Annotated in this window: 24 protein-coding genes and 1 other annotated feature; of the genes, 12 read left to right on the top strand and 12 right to left on the bottom strand. The window is 27.8% G+C overall.

Annotation, left to right across the window (positions count from 1 at the left end):
* Positions 1 to 26: 26 nt before the first annotated feature.
* The gene (locus tag KGF45_RS08845; protein ID WP_021372451.1) at positions 27 to 338 is read left to right on the top strand and encodes a hypothetical protein; all 312 of its coding nucleotides are present in this window, start codon (positions 27 to 29) and stop codon (positions 336 to 338) included.
* Here the strand turns inward: KGF45_RS08845 and KGF45_RS08840 are convergent.
* From KGF45_RS08840 to KGF45_RS08830, 3 genes are read right to left on the bottom strand one after another with little or no spacing between them, the layout of a single operon-like run.
* Complete coding sequence (locus KGF45_RS08840) at positions 327 to 509, bottom strand: hypothetical protein (RefSeq protein WP_227482454.1); 183 nt, start codon at positions 507 to 509, stop codon at positions 327 to 329. The two genes, KGF45_RS08845 and KGF45_RS08840, sit on opposite strands and share 12 nt — an antisense overlap.
* Positions 510 to 559: 50 nt before the next feature.
* On the bottom strand, positions 560 to 1,396 hold the full coding sequence (locus KGF45_RS08835) for a phage antirepressor KilAC domain-containing protein (RefSeq protein ID WP_227842260.1): 837 nt from the start codon (positions 1,394 to 1,396) through the stop codon (positions 560 to 562).
* Positions 1,397 to 1,446: 50 nt separating this feature from the next.
* A complete protein-coding gene (locus KGF45_RS08830) occupies positions 1,447 to 1,644 on the bottom strand; it encodes a helix-turn-helix domain-containing protein (protein WP_227842259.1) in 198 nt (65 codons plus the stop codon).
* A gap of 181 nt (positions 1,645 to 1,825) precedes the next feature.
* On the opposite strand from KGF45_RS08830, the gene KGF45_RS08825 reads away from it, so the two are divergent.
* The 8 genes from KGF45_RS08825 (at position 1,826) to KGF45_RS08790 (ending at position 6,900) form a co-directional block, all read left to right on the top strand.
* Positions 1,826 to 2,155: an XRE family transcriptional regulator gene (locus tag KGF45_RS08825; RefSeq protein ID WP_227842257.1), complete on the top strand. Its 330-nt coding sequence runs from the start codon at positions 1,826 to 1,828 to the stop codon at positions 2,153 to 2,155.
* Positions 2,156 to 2,166: 11 nt separating this feature from the next.
* Positions 2,167 to 2,715 (top strand): helix-turn-helix domain-containing protein, encoded by a 549-nt coding sequence (locus tag KGF45_RS08820; protein WP_227821015.1) that lies wholly within the window; start codon positions 2,167 to 2,169, stop codon positions 2,713 to 2,715.
* A 75-nt stretch (positions 2,716 to 2,790) separates the two neighbouring features.
* A complete protein-coding gene (locus tag KGF45_RS08815; RefSeq protein ID WP_227842255.1) occupies positions 2,791 to 3,297 on the top strand; it encodes an ImmA/IrrE family metallo-endopeptidase in 507 nt (168 codons plus the stop codon).
* A 103-nt stretch (positions 3,298 to 3,400) separates the two neighbouring features.
* The gene (locus KGF45_RS08810; RefSeq protein ID WP_227437508.1) at positions 3,401 to 3,583 is read left to right on the top strand and encodes a type II toxin-antitoxin system HicA family toxin; all 183 of its coding nucleotides are present in this window, start codon (positions 3,401 to 3,403) and stop codon (positions 3,581 to 3,583) included.
* 51 nt (positions 3,584 to 3,634) lie between these two features.
* On the top strand, positions 3,635 to 4,048 hold the full coding sequence (locus KGF45_RS08805; protein WP_227842253.1) for a type II toxin-antitoxin system HicB family antitoxin: 414 nt from the start codon (positions 3,635 to 3,637) through the stop codon (positions 4,046 to 4,048).
* A gap of 79 nt (positions 4,049 to 4,127) precedes the next feature.
* Positions 4,128 to 5,258, top strand: coding sequence for a site-specific integrase (locus tag KGF45_RS08800; protein ID WP_227842251.1), 1,131 nt, complete (start codon positions 4,128 to 4,130; stop codon positions 5,256 to 5,258).
* Between the two features lie 466 nt (positions 5,259 to 5,724).
* A complete protein-coding gene (locus KGF45_RS08795; protein WP_227842249.1) occupies positions 5,725 to 6,495 on the top strand; it encodes a hypothetical protein in 771 nt (256 codons plus the stop codon).
* Between the two features lie 15 nt (positions 6,496 to 6,510).
* Positions 6,511 to 6,900: a GGDEF domain-containing protein gene (locus KGF45_RS08790; protein ID WP_285891645.1), complete on the top strand. Its 390-nt coding sequence runs from the start codon at positions 6,511 to 6,513 to the stop codon at positions 6,898 to 6,900.
* Positions 6,901 to 7,179: 279 nt separating this feature from the next.
* Here KGF45_RS08790 and KGF45_RS08785 read toward each other — a convergent pair whose 3' ends face one another.
* The 9 genes from KGF45_RS08785 to KGF45_RS08750 form a co-directional block, all read right to left on the bottom strand.
* Complete coding sequence (locus KGF45_RS08785) at positions 7,180 to 9,114, bottom strand: YARHG domain-containing protein (RefSeq protein ID WP_227842247.1); 1,935 nt, start codon at positions 9,112 to 9,114, stop codon at positions 7,180 to 7,182.
* Between the two features lie 184 nt (positions 9,115 to 9,298).
* Positions 9,299 to 9,421 (bottom strand): hypothetical protein, encoded by a 123-nt coding sequence (locus KGF45_RS20065; RefSeq protein ID WP_255287721.1) that lies wholly within the window; start codon positions 9,419 to 9,421, stop codon positions 9,299 to 9,301.
* Positions 9,422 to 9,632: 211 nt separating this feature from the next.
* Entirely contained in the window at positions 9,633 to 11,030 is a 1,398-nt protein-coding gene (gene asnS / locus KGF45_RS08780) for an asparagine--tRNA ligase (protein WP_227437264.1), read from the bottom strand.
* Positions 11,031 to 11,105: 75 nt separating this feature from the next.
* Positions 11,106 to 11,340 (bottom strand) — a binding site (T-box leader).
* Positions 11,341 to 11,635: 295 nt separating this feature from the next.
* The gene (locus KGF45_RS08775) at positions 11,636 to 11,839 is read right to left on the bottom strand and encodes a CDIF630_02480 family spore surface protein (protein ID WP_413840240.1); all 204 of its coding nucleotides are present in this window, start codon (positions 11,837 to 11,839) and stop codon (positions 11,636 to 11,638) included.
* Between the two features lie 100 nt (positions 11,840 to 11,939).
* Complete coding sequence (cspC, locus tag KGF45_RS08770; RefSeq protein ID WP_227828863.1) at positions 11,940 to 13,613, bottom strand: bile acid germinant receptor pseudoprotease CspC; 1,674 nt, start codon at positions 13,611 to 13,613, stop codon at positions 11,940 to 11,942.
* A 9-nt stretch (positions 13,614 to 13,622) separates the two neighbouring features.
* Positions 13,623 to 17,021 carry a bifunctional germination protease/germinant receptor pseudoprotease CspBA gene (cspBA, locus tag KGF45_RS08765; RefSeq protein ID WP_227828864.1) on the bottom strand — a complete coding sequence of 1,133 codons (3,399 nt, stop codon included), beginning with the start codon at positions 17,019 to 17,021 and terminating at the stop codon, positions 13,623 to 13,625.
* A gap of 148 nt (positions 17,022 to 17,169) precedes the next feature.
* Positions 17,170 to 18,366 carry a vWA domain-containing protein gene (locus KGF45_RS08760; protein WP_227828865.1) on the bottom strand — a complete coding sequence of 399 codons (1,197 nt, stop codon included), beginning with the start codon at positions 18,364 to 18,366 and terminating at the stop codon, positions 17,170 to 17,172.
* Between the two features lie 20 nt (positions 18,367 to 18,386).
* Entirely contained in the window at positions 18,387 to 19,208 is an 822-nt protein-coding gene (locus tag KGF45_RS08755; protein WP_227841159.1) for an AAA family ATPase, read from the bottom strand.
* A gap of 319 nt (positions 19,209 to 19,527) precedes the next feature.
* Positions 19,528 to 20,643, bottom strand: coding sequence for a 4-hydroxybutyrate dehydrogenase (locus KGF45_RS08750; RefSeq protein WP_227842243.1), 1,116 nt, complete (start codon positions 20,641 to 20,643; stop codon positions 19,528 to 19,530).
* A 321-nt stretch (positions 20,644 to 20,964) separates the two neighbouring features.
* On the opposite strand from KGF45_RS08750, the gene KGF45_RS08745 reads away from it, so the two are divergent.
* The 3 genes from KGF45_RS08745 to KGF45_RS08735 all read left to right on the top strand — a co-directional run bounded on the left by KGF45_RS08745 (position 20,965) and on the right by KGF45_RS08735 (position 23,759).
* Positions 20,965 to 21,726, top strand: a complete 762-nt coding sequence (locus tag KGF45_RS08745) for a helix-turn-helix domain-containing protein (RefSeq protein WP_227842241.1) — start codon at positions 20,965 to 20,967, stop codon at positions 21,724 to 21,726.
* Positions 21,727 to 21,762: 36 nt separating this feature from the next.
* Positions 21,763 to 22,461 (top strand): transglutaminase-like domain-containing protein, encoded by a 699-nt coding sequence (locus KGF45_RS08740; RefSeq protein ID WP_227828868.1) that lies wholly within the window; start codon positions 21,763 to 21,765, stop codon positions 22,459 to 22,461.
* Positions 22,462 to 22,607: 146 nt separating this feature from the next.
* Positions 22,608 to 23,759 (top strand): AI-2E family transporter, encoded by a 1,152-nt coding sequence (locus KGF45_RS08735; RefSeq protein WP_413926587.1) that lies wholly within the window; start codon positions 22,608 to 22,610, stop codon positions 23,757 to 23,759.
* Positions 23,760 to 23,906 lie beyond the last annotated feature (147 nt).

Genomic DNA, 23,906 nt, shown 5'->3' with positions numbered 1-23,906 from the left:
AAATATCATGGAAAGGATACAAAATAATGAGTAAAAATGGATTTAAAGATTTAGAAAAATCTCTAAAAAACTTAGAAAAAAATATTAAAGAATCAACTGGACAAGTTCCTATTGATAAAATATGTAACTCTAAATTCATGACCAAATATACAAACTTTACTTCTTTTGATGAATTATTGAAATTTGGAAATTACAATGTTAATTCTTCAAAAGATTTTGAAGCTATTCCAAAAGATGAGTTTGATATTTACATTTCCAAAAACACTAAGTTTTCTACATGGGATAAAATGCTTAGTACTGCTACAGAAGAATATTTAAAATCTAATCTAAAGTTTTAAATATGATTTAAACTCAGATGGTATTGTACTAATCTCTTTGTTTAATTCATCTACTAAGGATTTAATTTTATTTATTTTAATACTTAAACTATCTTCATTTTTAGGGACAATCATCACAGTTAAATTTGATAGCTCCTTAGGTACTACCTTTGGAGTTTTTTTATTTTTCATTTCTACCTAATCACCTCTTTTTGAATATTCTGTATTTATTTTTCAAAGTACTAACCTAACATTGAAGTTTGATAACTATACTCTTTTTCTATATCAGGTAATATGTTATTTGTTTTCAATAAATCATATAAAAATAATCTTCCCTTTTGAGTCCATTTAGTTGTCATTTTTACATCAGTCATTCCATCACTTCTAGTTATGTCTATTGTTTCTGAATGAGTGTATCCCTTGCCTTGATACTGTTTATATAAAAGCCACTGTCCACTTTGTTTGTATTGAATTCCTCTTTCATGAAGTATTTTATTCATTTCTTTTCCACTCATTCCATAGTCTTTTGCTATTTGAGTTATAGTGACTAGACCTTTGTTTTTAAGTATCATATCTGTGTAATCTGCCTTTGGCTTTAATTCTTTTATTACTTGGTCTTTCATTTTTCCTTCTAGTTGTAACTGCTCTTTCTCCTTTTGTTCCTCTATCCAACGTTTAGCACGCTCTATAGGATTATCTATCATATAACTATCTTTTGATTGTTGATTTACCATATTATATGTGCCAGTTTTACGAATGCTTGGTAAAATTTTATCTGTAACCCAATCTTGAAATCTTTCTGCCTCTTCTTTTCTTGATTTAAAAATTAATTTATAAACTCCACTTTCTGTTAAAAATTTTTCTCCAGCATTATTCAGTTTTCGGATGTCCCTATCTTGGACATCTGAATTTTTTAATAACAAAGCTTGCTTATTACTCATATCTGACAAATGATTTCTTAGACCACTTTCACTTAACTCTAGACACTCTGCCACATGTTTTGGATTAAATAAAACCTGTCCTTTAAATTCAAAAATTTCTACTTTTTTATCTTCAAAAACCATTAAATTTTTATTCATACAACATACCTCCTATGTTTTAATTTCATAACAAAATATATAAACAATTATTAATTGTTATTATTATCAAAAAAAATTTCTTCCATTGGAACTTTAAAAAAATCAGCTATTTTCTTGGCAGTTTCTAAACTCGGTTTAGATTGCTCTGTTTCAAAATAGCTATATGCTTGTTGTGTAACTCCAATATATTTTGCTATTTTTCCCTGTGTTAATTTCTCTTTTTTTCTTAATTGTTTTAACTTATTCATCAATTTCCCCTCCTATCAAAACAATTAATACTTGTCTTGTTGAATTAATTATAAAACAATTAATACTTGTTTGTCAATTAAAAATTGTCAATTAAAACTATTTTTTACAATTTTTAATTGTTTTATATTTACTTTTACAATCATTACTTGTATATTAATGATAAAAGGAGCTGATTAATAAATGGAAAATTCGTTACTTCAAAATAGATTAAAAGAACTAAGAAAAGAATTAAATTTAACTCAAGAAGAAGTAGCTAAGAAAATTGGTTTAACAAAAAGCGCTTATGGATATTATGAGCAAGGTAAAACTGTTCCTGATGCTTATATGCTTTCTAATTTAGCTAAAATTTTTGATGTTTCAACAGATTATTTATTAGGCAGAACTCTTGTTAGAAAGCATATAGATACTGTAGCCGCACACAGAGTTAATCCTCACAAAGATTTACCAGAGGAAGCTCAAGAACAACTCAATGATTATATTGAATTTTTAATGAATAAATATAAAAAGTAAGGATTGAATCTATGTTAATATTAAAAAAATTGAGAACTGAAAAAGGAATTTCTTTAGATAAATTAAGTACAGACTTAAGTATAAATAAGTCTACTTTATCTAGGATTGAAAATGGATTAAGAGAACCAAAAGAATCATTTATTAAAGATTGCTCAGACTATTTTGGAGTATCTACAGATTACTTAATTGGAAAAATTAACATAGATGATTCAAATCAATTAACAAAATACTTGAGTTCAACTTTTCCAATAAGGTTAAAAGAATTAAGAAAGAAAAAAGAATTAACTCAAGCAGAATTATCAAAATTACTTAATTGTTCACTAAGCAAAATTGCTATGTTAGAAACTAGCAAAAGAGAACCTGTTAAAGAAGACTTGTTAAGACTTTCAGAATTTTTTAATGTGTCAGTTGATTATCTACTTGGCAAAACCTTAATTGAAAATTACACAACTACTGATGAAATATCCAAAATAATTAAATCTTATGAAAGTTTACCTAAAGAAGCTCAAGAACATATTAATAGCTACATAGAGTTTTTAGTTGATAGATATAAAAAATGAATATTTAGAGCAGTTAACACCTGCTCTTTATATATAAAAAAGTAACACATACATTCTTTTTATAGGGGGATTTCCATGAACAAACTAGACGCACTTTTAGACTTAGCAAATAATGAGGAAATAGAAATTTACTACACTGACAAAATAGCAGATGACATAAAAGGATTGTATATAAACAGACAAGGGCTAAAAATTATATCACTACTTAATTCATTAAAACAAAATAATGCTAAACTAATAGAAATCTTAGCTGAAGAATTAGGACATCATTTTACCAGTGTTGGAAACTATGTATCTTCAAAAAACAGTTACAAAAATAAAATTTTGATAGATAAAACTGAAAACAAAGCCCTAAGATGGGCATGTGAATTTCTTATAACAGAAGAAGAAATAATACAGGTTATTAATTCACATGCTACAAGTGTATACGAAATAGCTGAAGAATTACAAGTTAGTATCGAATTCTTATTAAAAAGATTAGAATTTCTATCAAGAAAGAAAAGCATGTTGGACTTAGGAAATAACAGATTTTTAATATTAACCAATTTACCTAACTTTTATATATACGAAAATATCTTTTAGAATTTTATTCTACTTTTATAGATTAAATATTTTTACAAATATACGCCTTCTTATTGACACGCATTATCAATGCGTGTTATAATATAATTGTAAGGAGGTACATATGAAACCTAGAGAATTATTAAAAATATTAAAACAAAATGGTTGGGTAGAAGTTGGACAAAGAGGCTCACATCTTTATCTAAAACACCCAACCAAAAAAGGTAAGATATCAGTTCCAATACATAACAAAGACTTCAAACTCGGAACACTAAACAATATCTTAAAACAAGCAGGGCTTAAATAGCCCAGCTTGTACCCCTTACAATCTTATTATACAACAAATCGAGGTGATTAAATGGATAAATATTTGTTCTTTGCAAAATTTACTGTAGCTGAAGAAGGTGGATATTGCATATCTTTTCCAGAACTTGAAGGTTGCTTTTCTGAATGTGATACTATTGAGGAAGGAATGAAGAATGCCAAAGAAGTTTTAGAGTTATTTTTATGGGGACTTGAAGAAGATGAAGAAGACATTCCTAATTCAATGAAACCAGAGGATATAGAACTAGAAAAAGGAGAATTTTTAATCCCTATTAGTGTCTATATGCCTATTGTCAGAGAAGAAATGAACAATAAAACTGTTAATAAAAATCTAACTTTACCATACTGGTTAAATAAAGAAGCTATGAAACATAAAATCAATTTTTCACAAATATTACAAGAAGGTTTAAAAGAAGTTTTAGGTATAACAGAGAAAAAAAGAGTATAAATGGATGTATAAAGAGCAGTTAATCTGCTCTTTTATATAAACATAAAACAAACATACATTCTAAAAAGGGGGTACTATTATGAAAGGTGGAGTAAGAAAAAGAAGCAACAAGTGGTATTACTACTTTGACCTAGGTATAGTAGAAGGCAAAAGAAAAAAAGTAGAAAGAGTTGGTGGCAATACAAAAAAAGAAGCAGAAAAAGCACTAAGAGAAGCACTAAATGAATATGAAAACTCTGGCATAGTATTTGAAGAAAGCAACATCAGTTTATCAGACTACCTTGATTTTTGGTTCAAAGAGTATGTTTTACTTAACTGTAAATATAACACTCAAGAAAGCTACCGAATAAACATAGAAAAACATATAAAGCCAAAATTAGGAGTTTATAAAGTAAAATCTCTAACACCAGCAATACTACAAAACTTCATAAACAAAAAGTACAAAGAAGACTATTCTCAAAGTACATTACAAGTATTCAAAGCTATATTACATAGGTCATTAAAATCAGCAGTCTACCCTTACAAACACATACGAGAAAATCCTATGCAATATGTAAGCATACCAAAAACTAAGTCTAAAACAGAAACTAAAAAAGTTAAAACTATTACACTAGAAGAATTTAATCAAACACTAAATATATTTCCTCAAGATTCCTTTCAGCGTATAGTCTTACTAATTGGATTTTATACTGGTATGCGAAGAGGTGAAATTATTGCATTAACATGGGATGATATAGACCTTGATAATAAAACCATCACAGTAAAACATACTCTGATTAAAAAGAAGAATGGAATGTTTGAATTAAGCCAACCAAAAACAGAAAGCTCTTGTAGAACTATATTTACAGGTGATACCTTAGTAAGAGCATTAAAAGAACATAAACTATACCAAAAGAAAATGAAATTAAAATATGGGGAATTTTACTTTGATAGTGATTGGGTATGTACTAAAGAAAATGGTCAACAAGTAACTATTCACACTATGGACACTATAGTAAGACAAATTAGAGAAGCCTTAAACAATGACTTCCATTTCCATTGTCTAAGACATACACATGCTACCCTACTATTAGAAAATGGTGCTAATATTAAAGACATACAAAACCGTCTAGGTCATAGTCAATTATCAACTACAATGGATACCTATTCACATGTAACTGATAAGATGAAAAATGAAACTGTAGATATATTTGAAAGAATTACAAATTAGAGTTTGCCACCCAAAAATATACTACGGTGGCAAATGGGTGGCAAACTCTCAGTTATCTATTTTAAAAGCTAAAATCATCAACTTTATATAATCACTTATATTGTTGTTATTTCAATACTTTCAGTTTTATAGCAACTCTAATGCATATAATATATTAATTATAAATCTAACTAATAGAACTTAATTATACCTTAATTGGATATATTTATCTATTTTGTTTGTCTTATATTAGTATTTCATTATAATTGTCTAATATTCAAAAATAAATAACTTACTCATCTTAATTATAATAAGATACTAATACAAAACTTTATTTAATATTAACTAATAAATATCACCTATTATAAATTTAGATTGTTACATATATCATATTTTGCTATAATTAAATTGTAAACAAAGTATTCCGAGTATCTAAGAAAAGAAAAGGAATACTTATTTTTATGTTTTATTTTTAATGGAGGCTTATATGAACTTAGAAAAATTCAAAAAATTCTTTGGATTCCCTCTAGATAAAAAACACAAAGAAAATGTTGAACGAGAACTTTGCAATTATCTTTATCATACAGGCAAAATTATTTGTATCATAATAATAATATCTCAACTAATTATGATGATATCAATATCAGCTAGAGATGGTGGCCCTTTTGCCACCCCAAGACGTCAATGGTATTTTTGTATGTATATAATACTACTTTGTATCTCTTTAATTTTTATGTTTGTTTTTTCTTATCTTTGGAATAAAAAAAAGGAACATTGCACTTGTTATATAAACTTATGGGTGATTTATGTAACTTTTTTCTGCTTATGGGGTTGTGTAATTACTTTGCTTGACCAGTTAGGTGGAAATGATTTGAGTGTATTCAGTTATATAATGTTAACAGCTGCTGCTTTTTCAGTATTAAAATTAGGTCAATCAATAGTAGTTTTTGGAGGATGTTTTTTATTTCTTAATCTACTCTTACCAGGAATTCAAACTGTATCAGGTAATGAGTTCAGTAATATTGTAAACACATTTTTTATAACATCACTTGCTATTTTTGTTTCTACAATGTTATATAGAAGTCGTGTATTTACTTATTATGATAAAATGCTAATCCATCAACAATACGAAGAAATCTCTCATATGAATAATTTATTAAATCTTAAGGTTATGACTGATGACCTAACTAAAATGAATAATCGTAGATATCTAGAAGATGTTCTTCAAAAAAAATTAAGTACCCATTCAAATCAATAGCCTATAACAGGGATGATGATAGATATAGATTATTTTAAACAATTTAATGACACTTACGGACATCAAAAAGGTGACTACTGTTTACAAAATATTGCTAAAGTAATTTTAGATTTTACAAATTCTGAAAATGAACATGCTATCCGTTATGGTGGTGAAGAATTTTTTATATGTATTTTCAATTGTGATGAGGAGAATGCTAAACTTAAATCCGAATGTTTATGTAAGATTATAGAGTATTGTAATTTTGAACGTGATGATGTTCCTTCAAAATGTGTGACTGTTAGCATCGGAGTTCATACAAAGAAAGTCGAAGAATTAATAACTTTAAATGAATTTATAAGTTATTGTGATAAAGCTTTATATATTGCAAAGGAACAAGGTCGTAATTGTGTTGCATTTTATTAAAAGTATAGAAATGAAAGTATCAATCCTTATATTTATATTTTCTTAATAAGAAATTTATTTTGTTCAAAACATTTAGATAATATTATGCAAATCTATAAGTTAGATTTTTAGATTCATACATGAATTATTAAATCTATAAGTTATGCTTAAGTCTAACTTATAGATTTAATAATTTTATATATGATTAATTTATGTTTAAAATTAATTCACATTTCAATTTTAATGTTTATAGACTATCTTATACTACATTTAGACATGTATTTTAAAATTTCTTATTACTTAGTTTTCCATTTCCTTAATCAATGATACATTTTGTTTCTCTACAGAATTTAAAATATCTGTATCCGCTCCTATACTATAATCTGGCTGATACCATGACTTATTACTAAAATAACTCTTATATGGTTCTTCTTTAAATACATATCCATATCTTGCAAATATTTCATTTCTTATATAGGCTAACTCCTCTTTACTATAAAGCCCAAGTTCATCTTTAGTTAATACTCTAGAATCACTATCATATATAATATAATCATCATCATAACTTACTTCCTTATTTTTCGTATTAGAACTTGAACCTGAATCACTTTTATTGCTCTTTTTATCAGTATTTTCACTATTTTCCTTGTTATTTATACTCTTAATAAATTTTTCAGCTTCTTCTTTGGAAATCTTATTAAGTGTGCCACTCACGTTATTAGCTTGCAATGAAATTTCATTACTATTAAATTTAGTTATAGTAAATTTTTCCTTTGATAAAGTATCTTTTCCTTTTAATACTATGCTGTTACTATCTGAACTTTCTTCTTCATATTTAACTGTATAATTACTTTCTTCTTCACTTTTACTATAAAGTTTTATCTTATTTGGCTCTTCAAATTCAAATATATTATATTCATCAGCTTTCCAAAAACCATTTAAATCTTTTGGCTCCAAATTTTTAGAGTAAATCAACTTATTCCCTAAATAAACTTCTGAATATTTACCTACATTGTTTATTTCTATATTGTCTTTCTTAGTTTTTAAATTATAAAAATGTATTTCCTTATTTTTAGTAGAATATGCTATATTCTCTGAATTAAATGAATAGCCAATAACATCACTTGCTATCTTGTCTTTATCTAAAAATAACTCCCCACTTGATTTAATATAAAGTAATTCCTCATCATTAATAATAGATACATTAGAATTTTCTTTCATATCATTGCCTATTTTTTCGTCTTCTTTATTATTTTTCTTAATATATATATCTCCATCAGAATTTGTAAATACAATTCCATCTTTAATAAAACTTACATAATTAATGTCTGATTTTATTTTATTAGACTCCTCTTTGCCTATTTCTTTCTCATACAATTCATCATCACTATTTATAAAATAAAATTTATTATCTCTATATTTATAAGACCTAATATCTGATGCTATTTTTTCACTAACATTATTTTTGTACAAATATAACTCACCTTTCAAATCCTTATAATTATACTCACTTATATACATAATTTCTTCATCATTAGATTTTACCCCCCATAAATTTGATACATCTGAACTAATTTTGACCTTATCATTTTTATCTGTGCTTTTTAAATATAAATTGTCATCATTATTTATAAATATTACATCCCCTTTATTATTTACAATATCAAAGCTCTGTATATCAGTAGATATTTTTTCTTTATTTCCATCTTCTTTATATAGATATAACTCTTCATCTGTATTCATATAATATATGAATTTTCCATCTGTAGACATCCTATACAATACAACATCATTAGCTATTTTTTCTTTATCTTTTCCATCGTATTTTACATACAAAGATTTTTCTGATGATATATATGCTATAGTGTTTGAAGAAGGCATAAATTCATATGAATTAATTTCATCAGAAGATAAATCTGATGCTATTTTTTCCTTTTCTTTTTTTAGGTTATACTTATATAAATTATTTTCTTTATCTTGAATTAATATTGATTGTTCCCCATTTATATAATCTTTTTTAGTATATGTAGGTACATCTGATGCTATTTTTTCTTCATCCTTACCTTCTGTCTTTATGTATACATCTGTCATATCGTCTGAATTATTCTCATCATTTTTTAATAGTATAAGAGAATTATCTCTGTCTGCTTGCTTACCTTTAGAACCATTTTTTGAACTGCAACCTGTACATATAAGTGCCAAACTTAAAACTATAAACAACCCTTTCTTAAACATTATTACTTCCCCCTCATGATAATGATAAAACTTTTTGTGTAATAAATATACTATTCAATAATTTTTTAGATTTAAATCACCTTATATATTTTTATACTATTTACATAAAGATAATGCTTAAATATAATTTATATTTAAACTTCCAAAAAATTACTCTACTAGTTATAGTATATCATAATAAACGTTATCCAATCACACTCACTATTGTCACTCCAAAAGCTTTTAGTGCCTCTTGAAGAACTTTGTTTCCACCATAAGGATACCCAATAGGATTAAAATAAAGTTTAGCAGTTTGTTCACCAATCATTTCACAACCTTCTATTGTATAATCGCCAAGTCCAATTATTTATCCTCCTAGTATAAGTAACTTATAATTACATTGTATAATAAAATATGAATAAGCAAACTACATATATTTGTAAACACAATAAAAATAACTTGTATGTATCTAAATCAGATAGCACACAAGCTATTTATTATATCGAAAAATTATATAATTATATTATAGGTTATAATTATTAGAATTCAGCATTTTTAGGAGTTCTTGGGAAAGGTATAACGTCTCTTATGTTAGACATACCTGTCATATACATAATTATTCTTTCAAATCCAAGACCAAATCCAGAGTGAGTAGCAGTACCAAATTTTCTAAGTTCTAAATACCACCAGTAATCTTCTTCATTTAATCCCATTTCATGAATTCTATCTAATAGTACGTCTTCTCTTTCTTCTCTTTGAGAACCTCCAACTATCTCTCCAACACCAGGAACTAATAAATCCATTGCTCTAACAGTTTTACCATCTTCATTCATTCTCATATAGAACGCTTTTATATCTTTTGGATAATCCGTAACAAATACTGGAGAATTGTATATTTGTTCTGTTATATATCTTTCATGTTCAGTTTGAAGATCACATCCCCATTCTACTGGATACTCAAACTCATGTCCTGATTCAAGTAATAACTCTACTGCTTTAGTGTATGTTATTCTAACAAATTCAGAATTTACTATTTTATTTAGTCTTTCTAGCAATCCTTTATCTATAAAACTATTAAAGAATTCCATTTCTTCTGGAGCGTTTTCTAAAACATAGTTTATAACGTATTTTATCATATCTTCTGCAAGTTCCATATTATCTTCAAGGTCTGCAAAAACTATTTCTGGCTCTATCATCCAAAATTCTGAAGCATGTCTTCCTGTATAAGAGTTTTCAGCTCTAAATGTAGGTCCAAAAGTATAAACATTTCTAAAAGAAAGTGCCATTATTTCAGCATTTAATTGCCCACTAACTGTCAAATTAGCTTCTTTCCCAAAGAAATCTTGTGTATAGTCTATTTTTCCATCTTCTGTTTTTGGAATATCATTTAAATCCATAGTTGTTATTCTAAACATTTCTCCTGCACCTTCACAGTCACTACCTGTTATGATTGGAGAATGTGCATATACAAAGTTTCTTTCTTGAAAGAATTTGTGTATTGCATATGCAGCTATTGATCTTACTCTAAATACAGCTGAAAAAGTATTACTTCTTGGTCTTAAATGTGCTATTGTTCTTAAATACTCAAGTGTATGTCTTTTCTTTTGTAGTGGGTATGAACTATCTGATTCACCTTCTACAACTATATTTTTTGCATGTATTTCTACTGGTTGTTTAGCTCCTTCTGTAGATACCAACTCACCTTCTACAAGTATAGATGAGCTTATTGCCAATTTACCTATCTCTTTAAAATTTTCAACTTTTTCATCAAATACTATTTGCATATTTTTAAAGAAACTTCCATCATTTAATTCTATAAAGCCAAAGTTTTTAGATACTCTAGATGTTCTTATCCACCCAGCTACTTTGACAGTTTTTCCTATGTACTGTTCTTTATCTCTGTACAATTCTTTTACTGTTATAAATTCCTTTTGCATTTTAAAGCCTCCTAGTTTAATTTTTAGTAATTTCTTCTAAATATAATTCCATAAAAAAAGCCCTTCATCCCTGTATAAAGGGACGAAAGACTATTACTTTCGCGGTACCACCCTAGTTGTCATAAATGACCTCTTAGTTAAGCAATGCTTAAAGCCTATAACGGTGCCTTCCGTCTAAGTCTACTTGCTAAATAAGCTTTCGATTAGAAACTCCAAGATGTTCTTCAATATAAAACTTGTATTGAGCTTTCACCATCCTCAACTCGCTAAAACTACATTTTATATCTACTCTTCTCTTCACAGTATTTATCTTCTATTATTTCCGCTAATTAACAAAATTATACCAATTTATAAATTTTTAGTCAATAAGTTTATACAATTGATATTTACTAGTCTTATATAATCTATAATATAAACATTTATATTCAAAAATTTATATTTCCCTTTCAAATGTTTATAAATTACATTTTGCCTTCTGACATTTATAAAAAAAGTAAAGTAGTATACTGTTTATTAGCCTAAGTTTAACTTTAAGCTTTTTAAACTAATACTACTTTACTTAAATACAATAAATTATTTATTTTTGTTATCAAGTATAGAAGTCTTTACAGTTTACTTCCATTGTCAACCCAATCTTTTGCTTCTTCAACACTATTAAGTGAAGGTATTGAAACTTTACTATGAGGTTTTAATTTTTCAACATCTGCCCAAGCTGCTGTTGATTCATTTCCAACTAGAAGTGGACTTCTAAGTCTTTTGTTATCTTTACCTTTTAATGCTCTTGCTTTTTTACTTTCCAAAACTATCACCTCTATATATTTATTTTGTAATAGTTTTAGCAATTTTTCAAATTAAATTCATAAGTAAAATTTATAACAGATAAAATGCCATTATTTACATATTTTTTATTTATAAAGTATTTGCTATCTGTTGAATTGTATTTTTTAAATTTAAAATCCCATATCCCTGTGAAACATTTGGATATGTATATATATCGAGCTTCGTAGCTCCCAATATTAAATATGTTTTTAAAACTTGTGTAAACAATGATAACCTTGGGATATTATCTTGTTTTTCCAAGTATTCCATTAATAAGGCCAAGACTCCAGAAACTATAGAACTACTAACGCCTGTACCTGTTGCTGTATTGTATGTTCCATTTTTATATGTAGATATTATATCTACTCCTGGGGCTACTATATCTGGCTTAATTCCTCTTCCTCTAATTGGCCCTTTTGATGAACCAATCCACATACTATCAGTCTTATTATTAAATGTACCAACTGTAATTACATCATCACCAGCAGCATACATAGTTATTGTAGCCACTGAGTCTGGGTCTAAAAATCTTGTATCTGGTGCTATCAAGTTTTTATTTGGTAAATATATGTCATACTCTCCTCCTATTAGGAGTTCTGGAGTTAGCCTCAACGTCCACACACCAGGTTTTATATCTCTCAGTCTTATCTCTAGACTTTCATTTCCAGAAGTGATATATGGATAGATGAATCTCATTGAATAAGTAGTATTTTCCAGATTAAACTTTCCTCTATATACATAAAAGTCTGGGGAATATCTTATATCATGACTAACTTCACCTGAAGGAGATATTATTTGTGCCCCTATCTTATCTGGGCCATTTGTATTGAGTGTTATATCAAGTGCGTAATCGTCACCATCTTGTATTATTACATCTTGGACTTCATTTAAACTACTAAATCTTCCAGCATAATGAATATCTGTATTACCTTGATTACCTGCGCCACTTACTAATACAACACCAGCACTACTTAATATATTAAATGTGTCTAATATGGAAGTAGTTGCTACAGCACCTGACTTAACTCCGATAGTAAGATTTATTATTATAGGCTTATTTTCTGTTTTTGCTATATTAGTAACATATGTTATAGCTGCTAAAAAATCTGAAACACTATAATTTATCCTTCCAGCATAATAGGTATCTGTATATGATTTTAATTTAACCACTATCAAATCTGACTCTGTAGTTATACCTCTATATTGTGAATTTACTCTTCCATTTCCTACTAATATACCAGAAGCCAAAGTTCCAGTACCTATATTATCTTGACTTAAACTTCCATCATTTCTACTTATAGCTAAACTTAATTCACTTCTTGTAAATTCACTCCCAAAAATAAATCCTTCTGGTGGTGGATTTGTATTTTCTTCCTGATCCCATAATCGTAAAACCTTACTTGTTCCATCTGCGTTCACAAAATCAGGATGTAAATAATCTATACCAGAATCTATAACTGCTAATAAAATTCCTCTTCCTGTTATATCATTATATGGATTCTCATAAATATACTCTGATTCAGTAGCTGTTGTAATAGTTTCTCCATTATTCATATTATTAGTTATTTCAATTAAACTACTCATTGGAGCAGATTCTTCCCACCAAGCAACTTGTAGTATATTATTTAAAATAGTTTCATCAAAGTCCATAGGTACATATATTACTGCAAGCTGACTATTTAAAACCATATATCTATTTATTCCATTTTGTTGAAGTGCAGTTTCTATATCACCCTGATAAATTATACAATAAGATTTTTCCATAAATCCCTCCTATCTTAACACATCAAACATACCTCTAACGTCCAAAGTTCCATATCCAACACTTGTATTTGGATACTCTGTAGTTTGATTTTTTCTAGCTCCAGCCTGCATAAAAGTTTTTATTTTTTGGACGTATGCTTGATTTGGATATCTTCTATCAACAAAAGTATATTGAAAATACATCGCAGCAGCTCCTGCAGCATGTGCACTAGCTGCTGCTGTACCAGTTATAGTCGCGTATGTATTTCCAGGATATGCAGCTATTATATTAACTCCTGGTGCTACTAAGTCTGGCTTTAATCTATCTTCAATAGTTGGCCCTCTTGATGAACTTTGCCACAAACTATTATTAATAGTATTGTAAGCTCCTATAGTTATTAAATCGTCCTGAACAGCAGGATAATTTATAGTATAAAAAGGGTCAACCTCTCTAAATCTAGTTCCACTTTTTAAAAGAGCTCTATTTGGAAGATACAAGTTATATATTCCATTTACAATGTAAACCCCTACTAATCTAATCTTCCACACTCCTCTTTTAGCATTTCTCAGGGTAACATTGGTAAACTGCTGACCTGAAAAAGTAGTTGGATATACATATGTTATAGAATACTCGGTTCCTTCTAAATCAAATAAACCTGTTACCCTATTATAACTTGATATTCCAACACTTTTACTTTCTTCACCAGTGGGAGACACTATTATTACATCTGCTTTATCTGGTTTATTCAACCAAAGCTCAACTGATAATTCTTCTTCTTCTTCATTTAATTCCAACTCGACTTCAACAGCACTTCCTACATTTGGTATTCTTCCAGATGTGTGTGTCTGAGTGTTCCCTTCATTTCCAGCTCCTGCTGTTATACACAATCCTCTAGTAAAAAATGCTTTTTCACTATTACTTCTATTGGTCAATCCAACTAAACTATTGCTACCCAAAGATATATTTATTACTAATGGTCTCCCAAGTTCAAAAGATTTTTTATATGCATACTGAGACGCAGCAAATAACATTGCACTATTATAAAATCCTTCTATCTTAGCAGTTTTTATTATTATTAATTCAGCATCCTCAGCTATTCCTGCATATTCCTTATTTACATTACCAAGACCTGCACATATACCACTTATCATAGTACCTTGCCCAACTTCATCTTGAGATAGACTAGCATCATTTTCTGCAATTGCTCTATTAATATCTTCTCGTGTATATTCTGTACCAATATAAAAACCTTCAGGTGGAGTTCCATCCTTTGTTTGGTCCCATAAAAAAGCTATTTTTGAAGTTCCATCTGCATATATAAAGTCTTTATGTAGATAGTCTATTCCTGTATCAGCAATTGCTATAAGAGTACCTCTTCCTGTTATTGTTATATTTGGATTATTTTTAAAAAAATTTACACCTATTTCTTCGGTTGCAACTACACCACCAAAAGTACCTTGATTAATCTCTCCAAGCAGTGTCATCTTTATAGTTGATTCTGTCCTTATAACTGATGGAAGTTCCAAAACTCGTTGTATACTATTATAGTCTGTAGTGTTTATAGATAATACACCAAATGAGTCACTTAACTTAAGAAATTCTTGACTCATACCCAATGATGCTAACTCGTCTTCAAATTCAGGAGTATGAATTACATTTATTCCTGCCAATGTTCCTGATTGTCTATCCATATTTTCACTTAGAAAATCCTCCAAATTTAAGTCATTATTTCTTTGAGCATTATAACTTTCTATAATTTTATAATTATTTTCTTCATCTTTAAATGACTTATTAATGCTTCTATATCCAATGTTTTCTGTTTCTAAATCTTGATTTATACTAGATAAAGTATACAAATCTATGTCTGATAAATTTAAAAATCCAAATCCTGATGAATTATTCGGATATTGCTGATTACTTAGTCTTCTTGCTCCCCTAAGAAGTAATGCTCTTAACTTTTGTGAATATAAAAATAAATCATTTCCATTTACAATTCCCCACTCCATAAACAACGAACAAACTCCTGTGACATGAGGAGTAGCCATGCTAGTTCCAGTTAATGCTCCACTTGTACCTCCTGGTAAAAAAGATATTATATCTTCGCCTGGAGCTAATAAGTCTGGTTTAAACACTCCTAATTGTGTATCTCCTTCGCCAGAAAATATGGATACTATATCTGTTCTTGAATTGAAACTACCTACAGTTATAACTCTACTTGCTGTTCCAGGAACTGTAACAGTAAGTTCTTGAGTTGGAATCAAAAATCTCGTGTTTCTATTTAATCCCTCAGAAGTTGGTAGATATATATTTATATTACCAGTTACAATATCTATAGGCTCAAATACAATTCTCCATAAACCAGGATTTATCTGTGTATTTGAACTTAACTGCAAAGTAACTCTTCTAGTAAGAGAATATGGTGCTATAGGATAAAAATAACCAGTAATTCTTGTCTCTCCTAAAGTATTTCTTATTTCACCTGAAGTTAGAGAAATTGATTGTGTCTGACTATTTGATGGACTTACTAAATGTACACTAAAATCATCAATAAAATCTGGCCATATGTTTATATTTAATATACGTTCTCCTTCTCCAATTACAAACTCAACTTCTTCTGTAGTATTATTTTGAAGTCTAATCCTTTTATGACCACCCTTATCTGCATTATTACCAGCCGCTACCACTATATTATTTTTCCAAAATAAACACATATCATCTATATACTGCTCAAATAAAGAAGTTCCTCTATGCGAACCTTCATTACTTCCATAACTTATATTTAATGTAACAGGCATTCTTAATTCTAATGCCCTATCTAAAATAAATTTAATCGCCCTCATAAACTCTGTACTTCTTGAAAAAACATCTGTCTGTATATTTCCAACTCTTACTACTATTATCCTAGCATCACTTGCAATAGTTGAACAAATACCTGCAACATGTGTACCATGTAGACTAGTCGTTGAAATAGGTATATATGTATTACCAGCTATTGCATTATTTATATCTTCATTAGTATATAATGTTCCTTCTTTAAAACCTGCTGGAGGATTTCCTTGTATAGACTGGTCCCAATAGTATAATATTTTAGACCTTCCATCACTATCTCTAAATACAGGCAAAGTATAATCTATACCCGAATCAATTATACCAATTATAGTCCCTTTTCCAGTTAATCCTGTTCTATTTTTAAAACCTGTTATCCCTGTGCTTGAAAAACTTTGGATGTCTTGGGTTTGTAATATAAAAGGTTTTTCTATAAACTCTATTTCTGGATAAGTCAGTAATCTATTTATATCTTCTTCATTACTTGATGTTATTATTGCATATGAAGAATTAAGTATTTCTACTGAAACACCTAATTCTTGCTCTAATCTTAATATATCTCCATTGTATTTTACGATTAATTCATAATTTATTATAATCACCTCAATTTCTAAAATTATTATTAATGTATATGTTTTTTGTAAGTCTAAAATGTATTAGGCTACATAATTTTTAAATTTCAATTATACAATTTATAATATAAAAAATGATGGTACATCTTTTAGATAATTTGTACCATCATTTTTTATATTATTTCGCAACCATTAAATTTTTCAATGATTTTTCCAATCCTTTTACAGTTAATGGATACATATTAAACTCACTTTGTATTAACCTTTGAGTCTGATACCAATAACTGATTGAATCCCATCCATCTCTCAGTTCTGGATTTAGCCACACAATTTTACTATACTTTCTTTTGAATCTTTTAAGCCACTCTATCCCAGGTGTATCATTATATGGACCTCTATAATTACCACCAATATGAAGTAACTCAGAAGGTGCCATAGAGGCATCACCAACGATTATAACTTTATAGTTTTTATCTATGTTTTGTAATATCCATTCAGTATCAATAGACTTACTTAGCCAGCATTCTGGTGTCGTAAATAATCTATCATAAAAACAGTTATGAAAATAGTATACTTTTACATCTTTAAAGTGATTTGATTTACTTACAGACTGAAATAATGTATTACATAAAGTACTATATCCTCTCATTGAACCCCCTGAATCTATAAGTAGCAAAAGCTTCACTGTATTTTTTCTTGGTTTTTCAAAGAATAATTTTAAATACCCTGCATTATTACAAGTCTCTTCAATAGTTTTATCTAAGTCAAGTTCTGTCTTTGGAGCATCTATTCTAGTAGAAAATTGACGAAGTCTTTTTAATGCAACTTGAAATTGACGCATATTTAAAACTTCATCATCTCTAAAATCTCTATACTTTCTTTCTCCTGCAACTTCAAGAACAGCCCTTCCATAGGTTGAAGTTCCACCTATACGTATACCAGTTTGACCTTTGCCTGAATGACCTAATTCAGAAGTACCTCCTGTTCCTATCCAGTAATTTCCTCCATTATGTGGAGAGTCTTGTTCTTTTATACGTTCCTCTAATTTAGCTCTCAATTCATCAAGGTTTATATTTGGATTTTGTTCTAATCTTTCAAATCCTTCTAAATCAACATTTGGCTTTTTAAGCCAGTTCATAATCTCTTCTGGAATTTCTTCTTTGTGTTCTATACCTTTAAAATACTCCAAAAATACTGCATCAAATTTGTCAAAATTACTTTCACTTTTTATTAAAATCATCCTACAAAGATAGTAAAAATTAGAAAAATTTGAATAACAAAGCCCTTTGTCCAGTGCTTCAATTAAAGTCATCCATTCATTTAAAGATATATCTAGACCTCTTGCTCTCAATAAATAAAAAAATTTAATAAACATAATTATTCAGCTCCTATTGACTACAAACGTTTTTGCATAGATTCAATATCCTCATTATTTTTAAGCAGTATCCCTGCAAAAGGAACCTCTTTTTCTATTTTTTCAATTGGAATTCCACTTAAAGTCAATGCTTGTATCCAGTCTATTAATTCTGATGTGCTAGGTTTCTTTTGTATCTCTCTTAAACTTCTAATCCAATAAAAAGTAGTCATTACTTGTTCCAATAAATGTTCTTCAACTTTATCAAAATGTACTTTGACTATCTCCTCCATCATATCTCTATCAGGAAATTCTATATAGTGAAATATACATCTTCTTAAAAAAGCATCTGGAAGCTCTTTTTCTGCATTCGAAGTTATAATCACTATAGGTCTTTGTTTTGCTGTTACAGTTTCTTTTGTTTCATTTATATAAAACTCCATTTTATCTAATTCCCAAAGTAGGTCGTTTGGAAACTCTAAGTCAGCCTTGTCTATTTCATCTATCAAAAGAATTACTTGTTGCTGTGAACTAAATGCTTCTCCTAATTTACCATATTTTATGTACTTACCAATATCATCTACTCCTTCACCTCCAAATTGACTATCATAAAGTCTTTGAACAGTATCATATACATAGAGTCCATCCTGTGCTTTTGTAGTTGATTTTATGTTCCAAATTACTAAATCTTTTTGTAGTTGATTTGAAATTGCTTGTGCAAGCATAGTTTTTCCTGTTCCAGGTTCTCCTTTAATTAAAAGTGGTTTTTCAAGTGCTATAGCAACATTAACTGATGCCATTAGTTCTGGTGATACTACATAATCACTACTTCCTTTAAAATTACCCATTTCTTTTTTTATCATAAGTTCTACTCCTTTTAAACAATAAATTTTCTAAATGTATATGACTATTATATTACTATTTTTGATATAAAATAGTAATATAATACATTTGTATATCATTACTCTAAAATTCTATATATAAATAAAATTACCTCTAAAATATTTAAATTTTATCTTTATTTGTCATAATTAAATGAAATATATATTTTTTAATAAGTACAAGATACATTATCTTATAAAAATATCAGTCATAAAAAGCGATGATTTAATTAAAACCATCGCTTTTCATAAATTTGAGTTATAGCTAAATATAAAGCAATTAACTTTTAGATTTGGGTTATCAATATAAAATTCTGTATATATTTACTATTTCTTCTTTATTAAGTTTAACATAACTTTGATTTAATAACCTTTGTTGACTATCCAAGACACTGTCTGCAAAACTATTTATCTCATAATCTTTCATTCCATATTCTCTTAAACTTTTTCTTGTAATAATTTTATTAAGTAGCTCTTCCATTTTTTCATATACCTCTGATACTTTACAATTCATTATTTCACTCAAAAGCATATTTATTTTTGCTAATTTACCATCTGGTGATAATCTATTATATGTTTTAAACACTTCTATAAAAAACTGATAATTAGCTTCCCCATGAGTAACATGATAAACTCCACTTAATGGGTATGAAAGTGCATGTACTGCTCCTGTCCCAGCATTTCCAAAAGCAATACCAGCTAAATCACTTACAACCAAAAAATCTTCTATAATATCAAATCTATAATCTTTTCCATTTAACACAATTTGCTGAAATCCATTTAAAATCATCTCTATAGCTTTGGTACTAAAAATTTCTGTATAAATACTTGCCTTTGGAGATACAAAAGATTCTATAGCATGTATTAAAGCATCAATTGCACTTGTAGCAAAAAATGAATATGGAAGCTCTAGTAATAACTCTGGAATTAAAACTGCATAATCTGGAAATAATTCATCTACAGCTAATCCAAATTTCGTATTCATCTCTGTTATTTCTGCAATTGAAATATTTGACACCTCTGAACCTGCTCCACAAGTTGTAGGAACAGCTATTAATTCTCTTATTTTTTCTAAAGGAACCTTTTTTTGAAATAAATCACTTGATTTCTTTCCATCTTTCAGTACTAACAACTTTGCCATATCAATAACTGCTCCCCCACCAATAGCAATAATTCTTGTACAATTAGTTTTTGAAAAATCATCCAATAATTTATCCATCATTATATCATCAGGTTCACCAGTTCCATACTTACTTTTATATTCTACATGTGCATCCAAACCAAAGCTTTTAAAATATGTATCATATGCATTTTTACTTGTTAATATAAAATCTGATTTACAAATCTTGAATTCTTCTATAAATTCTTTTGAATTTTCAAATTTATGAACTTGTGTTTTTTGCTGAAATAACTTCATGACATCCTCTTTTCTTCAACTTATAACTTGATGTTTTATTTTAAATAATCTGTAATATAATTATAAAATTTTTATTTTTTATATGCAAGTTTTACCATAGGTAATTTATATTTTAAAATATCTTAATATAGGTCCAATATTCTATAAAATAAAATTAATTCACTATAAAAGTAATCTAACTTTAAAATAATTGAACAAAATTAAAATCTAAAGTATAATAAAATAAAAATTTCACTAATCTTACTGAAAAATACTGTACATTTAACCTGTATTTCCTCAATAAGAAAAATGTTTGGAGGTAATTTTATTAATTATATAATTATGTCAAATAATCATATTTCTTCGTTTACAAATTCTATTCAATCAAAGAAGCATAAACATTGGATGTTACAATTGTTTATAGGAATTGAAGATAATTTAAATATAACTATAGATGGCAATGATATAGAAGGTAAATGCATTATTGTAGATAGTAATATAGAACATTGTTTTTCAACAGGAGAAAAAGTATGTTTTACTATGTTAATTGAACCAACATCATCACTTGCATTAAGTCTTAAATCAAAATATATTGACAAAATTAAGGGTTATGGAATTATAGATATTCATAATACTAAACATATACAAGAAAAATATTTTAAATTTTTAAAAAATCATGATAAAGAAGGTTATTTAAATTTTACAAATTCTGTGTTCAAATATCTTAATGTTGCTCAAGACAATTACACAATAGTTGATAAAAGAATTCATAAAATAATGCAAAGACTTAATGAGTGTGACTGTCATAATCATTCTATAAAAAATATTTCTGATATGGTCTTTCTTTCGCCAAGCAGACTGTCCCATATATTCAAAGAACAAACAGGAATGCCATTAAAAAGTTACATTCTCCTACATAAAATTCAAAAAGCATATTTTTTACTTTTATCTGGTAAATACTCTATAACTGATGCTGCTATGATGGCAGGTTTTGACAGTGCTTCACATCTAGCATACACCAACAAATGTATGACTGGTATGAATATTTCTGGCATATTAAAAAACAGCAAGTTTTTGAAAGTTTCAAATTACTCTAAGGTATAAAATATAGTTACACTAGATAAAGGAGAATTCTATTTTATGAAAAGATATTTATCAGAAAGTACATTATTAGACTTTAGAGCAAGAAATATTCAAGAACTTATTAGCAAACATAATTGGAATCAATTAGATAATTTTAATAAAATCAAACAAATTTATAACTTTATTAGAGATGACATCAACTTTGGTTTCAATGCAAGTGACAATATATCTGCAAGTAAAATACTAAAAGATGGATATGGACAATGTAATACAAAAACTATACTTGCTATGGCACTTTTAAGAGGAGTTGGCATTCCATGTAGGATTCATGGTTTTACTCTAGACAAAAGAGTTCAATTAGAACTCTTAGGAATTATTTACAAAATTGCACCTACAGAAATCATTCACACATGGACAGAAGTATACTATGAAAAGCAATGGTATAAATTAGAAGGTCTTATTTTAGACAAAAATTATCTTACAAGTATTCAGCAGAAATACAATAACTGTCAAGGCTCATTTTATGGATGGGGTATTGCCACTAAAGATTTTCAAAATCCTCAAATATCTTGGAATGTAAATCATACATTTATTCAAAAAGAAGGAATAATTGATGATTTGGGAATCTTTGATACTCCAGATAATTTTTTTAATAAATATAGTCAAAAGATAGGATGGTATAAAAATTTTTTATATAAACATGTTGGAAGGCACTATATAAATAGAAATGTACAGAGAATTAGAAACGAATTGTAATTATTTATATTTGTAATATGTAAATTTAAGAAAATAAAAATAATATTTAGATAAAACTTTCAATATATTGTACACTTATCAAATTTCATATTAATCATACTATATTAATACTACTTTTTATTGTATAATAAGCTATAAATATTAACTTGATTTTAAATTTAAGTAAATCTAAACTTAATAAATATAAGAAAGGTTGTGTTGTTTTGCAGGATAAAAAAATTTATTTAAATATTGTACTTACTGTAGTTATTTCATATATTTTGATTAAAGTTATTGATAATTACAAATATTTTTTTGGAGTAATAAGTTTACTGATGTCATTACTAACTCCATTTATAATAGCATTTGTATTAGCATATGTATTTAATCCACTAGTAAAATTTTTGGAAAATAAGCTTAATTTTAAAAGGATATATTCTTTACTTCTTACTTATGGTGTGCTAATAGTTATACTAGTATCTTTTATACTATTTACAGTTCCATCAATAGTAAACAGTTTAGCTGACTTAGTAACTCAAGTTCCTATATATATAGATAAAACGGAACAATTCTTATTTGATTTAGGTAAAAGTTTGCAATCAGTAGACCCTAATACATTAAAAGAATATGGTGACAAAATTATGAGTGTAATGCCTAAGTTTAGTAACTTACTTATTGGTTCACTTGGAGGAATATTTAGTACTACCTTCTCTGTTGGAAAATTTATAGTACAATTCCTTTTAGGCTTTATAATTTGTTTCTATCTATTATTAGAAAAAGAAAAGTTCTTATCATTTACAAAAAAAGTTATTTATATTTCTTTAGGTAAAAAATATGGAGACTTTATAATAGAATTGTGTCAAAGTTTGAACTTAAATATTGGTAAATACTTTACAGGTAAGATTTTAGATTCTTTTATAGTTGGACTGCTTTCTGGAATTGGTCTATACTTTTTAAAGTCTGAATATGCACTATTGTTTGGTACACTAATGGGTATTATGAATATGGTTCCATACTTTGGTCCAGTAATAGGTATGACACCAGTTGTAGTAATTAACTTATTCTACAATCCTACAACTGCGTTAACTTGCTTGATTTACTTAATAATAATTCAACAAGTTGAAGTTACATTTATAGAACCAAAAATCGTAGGTGGACAACTAGGTCTTAGTCCATTTTTTACAATACTAGCAGTTACTGTTGGTGGAGGATTTTTTGGAATACCTGGTATGATTTTATCAGCTCCTGTTATGGGCGTTATAAAAATATATTTTTGTGAATTTGTTAATCGTAGACATGATAAAATACAAATGGAATAAAAATACAATTTAATTACGATTTTGTAATCAAAGGTTACAGCTGTGTAACTGTAATATTATCCTCTTTAATGGTAATATTTAATTATAGAAAACATATAATATTATTAAGTAATAAATATCTTATATAATTAATTACGAAAGAGGGTT

It is taken from the genome of Clostridioides sp. ZZV14-6154 (assembly GCF_020657785.1).
In the GTDB taxonomy this organism is placed as follows: domain Bacteria; phylum Bacillota; class Clostridia; order Peptostreptococcales; family Peptostreptococcaceae; genus Clostridioides.
The sequence above is the reverse complement of the archived record's forward strand: the minus strand, read 5'-3'. Positions and strand labels throughout refer to the sequence as shown.

Coding starts and splice junctions, on each gene's coding strand:
- KGF45_RS08750 (WP_227842243.1), bottom strand. CDS start 20,643: ATGAAGTTATTTCAGCAAAAAACACAAGTTCATAAATTTGAAAATTCA.
- KGF45_RS08845 (WP_021372451.1), top strand. CDS start 27: ATGAGTAAAAATGGATTTAAAGATTTAGAAAAATCTCTAAAAAACTTA.
- KGF45_RS08740 (WP_227828868.1), top strand. CDS start 21,763: ATGAAAAGATATTTATCAGAAAGTACATTATTAGACTTTAGAGCAAGA.
- KGF45_RS08825 (WP_227842257.1), top strand. CDS start 1,826: ATGGAAAATTCGTTACTTCAAAATAGATTAAAAGAACTAAGAAAAGAA.
- KGF45_RS08805 (WP_227842253.1), top strand. CDS start 3,635: ATGGATAAATATTTGTTCTTTGCAAAATTTACTGTAGCTGAAGAAGGT.
- asnS (WP_227437264.1), bottom strand. CDS start 11,030: ATGCAAAAGGAATTTATAACAGTAAAAGAATTGTACAGAGATAAAGAA.
- KGF45_RS08760 (WP_227828865.1), bottom strand. CDS start 18,366: ATGTTTATTAAATTTTTTTATTTATTGAGAGCAAGAGGTCTAGATATA.
- KGF45_RS08820 (WP_227821015.1), top strand. CDS start 2,167: ATGTTAATATTAAAAAAATTGAGAACTGAAAAAGGAATTTCTTTAGAT.
- cspC (WP_227828863.1), bottom strand. CDS start 13,613: ATGGAAAAATCTTATTGTATAATTTATCAGGGTGATATAGAAACTGCA.
- KGF45_RS08800 (WP_227842251.1), top strand. CDS start 4,128: ATGAAAGGTGGAGTAAGAAAAAGAAGCAACAAGTGGTATTACTACTTT.
- KGF45_RS08755 (WP_227841159.1), bottom strand. CDS start 19,208: ATGATAAAAAAAGAAATGGGTAATTTTAAAGGAAGTAGTGATTATGTA.
- KGF45_RS20065 (WP_255287721.1), bottom strand. CDS start 9,421: ATGATTGGTGAACAAACTGCTAAACTTTATTTTAATCCTATTGGGTAT.
- KGF45_RS08835 (WP_227842260.1), bottom strand. CDS start 1,396: ATGAATAAAAATTTAATGGTTTTTGAAGATAAAAAAGTAGAAATTTTT.
- KGF45_RS08790 (WP_285891645.1), top strand. CDS start 6,511: ATGATAGATATAGATTATTTTAAACAATTTAATGACACTTACGGACAT.
- KGF45_RS08830 (WP_227842259.1), bottom strand. CDS start 1,644: ATGAATAAGTTAAAACAATTAAGAAAAAAAGAGAAATTAACACAGGGA.
- KGF45_RS08840 (WP_227482454.1), bottom strand. CDS start 509: ATGAAAAATAAAAAAACTCCAAAGGTAGTACCTAAGGAGCTATCAAAT.
- KGF45_RS08785 (WP_227842247.1), bottom strand. CDS start 9,114: ATGTTTAAGAAAGGGTTGTTTATAGTTTTAAGTTTGGCACTTATATGT.
- KGF45_RS08745 (WP_227842241.1), top strand. CDS start 20,965: ATGTCAAATAATCATATTTCTTCGTTTACAAATTCTATTCAATCAAAG.
- KGF45_RS08795 (WP_227842249.1), top strand. CDS start 5,725: ATGAACTTAGAAAAATTCAAAAAATTCTTTGGATTCCCTCTAGATAAA.
- KGF45_RS08815 (WP_227842255.1), top strand. CDS start 2,791: ATGAACAAACTAGACGCACTTTTAGACTTAGCAAATAATGAGGAAATA.
- KGF45_RS08810 (WP_227437508.1), top strand. CDS start 3,401: ATGAAACCTAGAGAATTATTAAAAATATTAAAACAAAATGGTTGGGTA.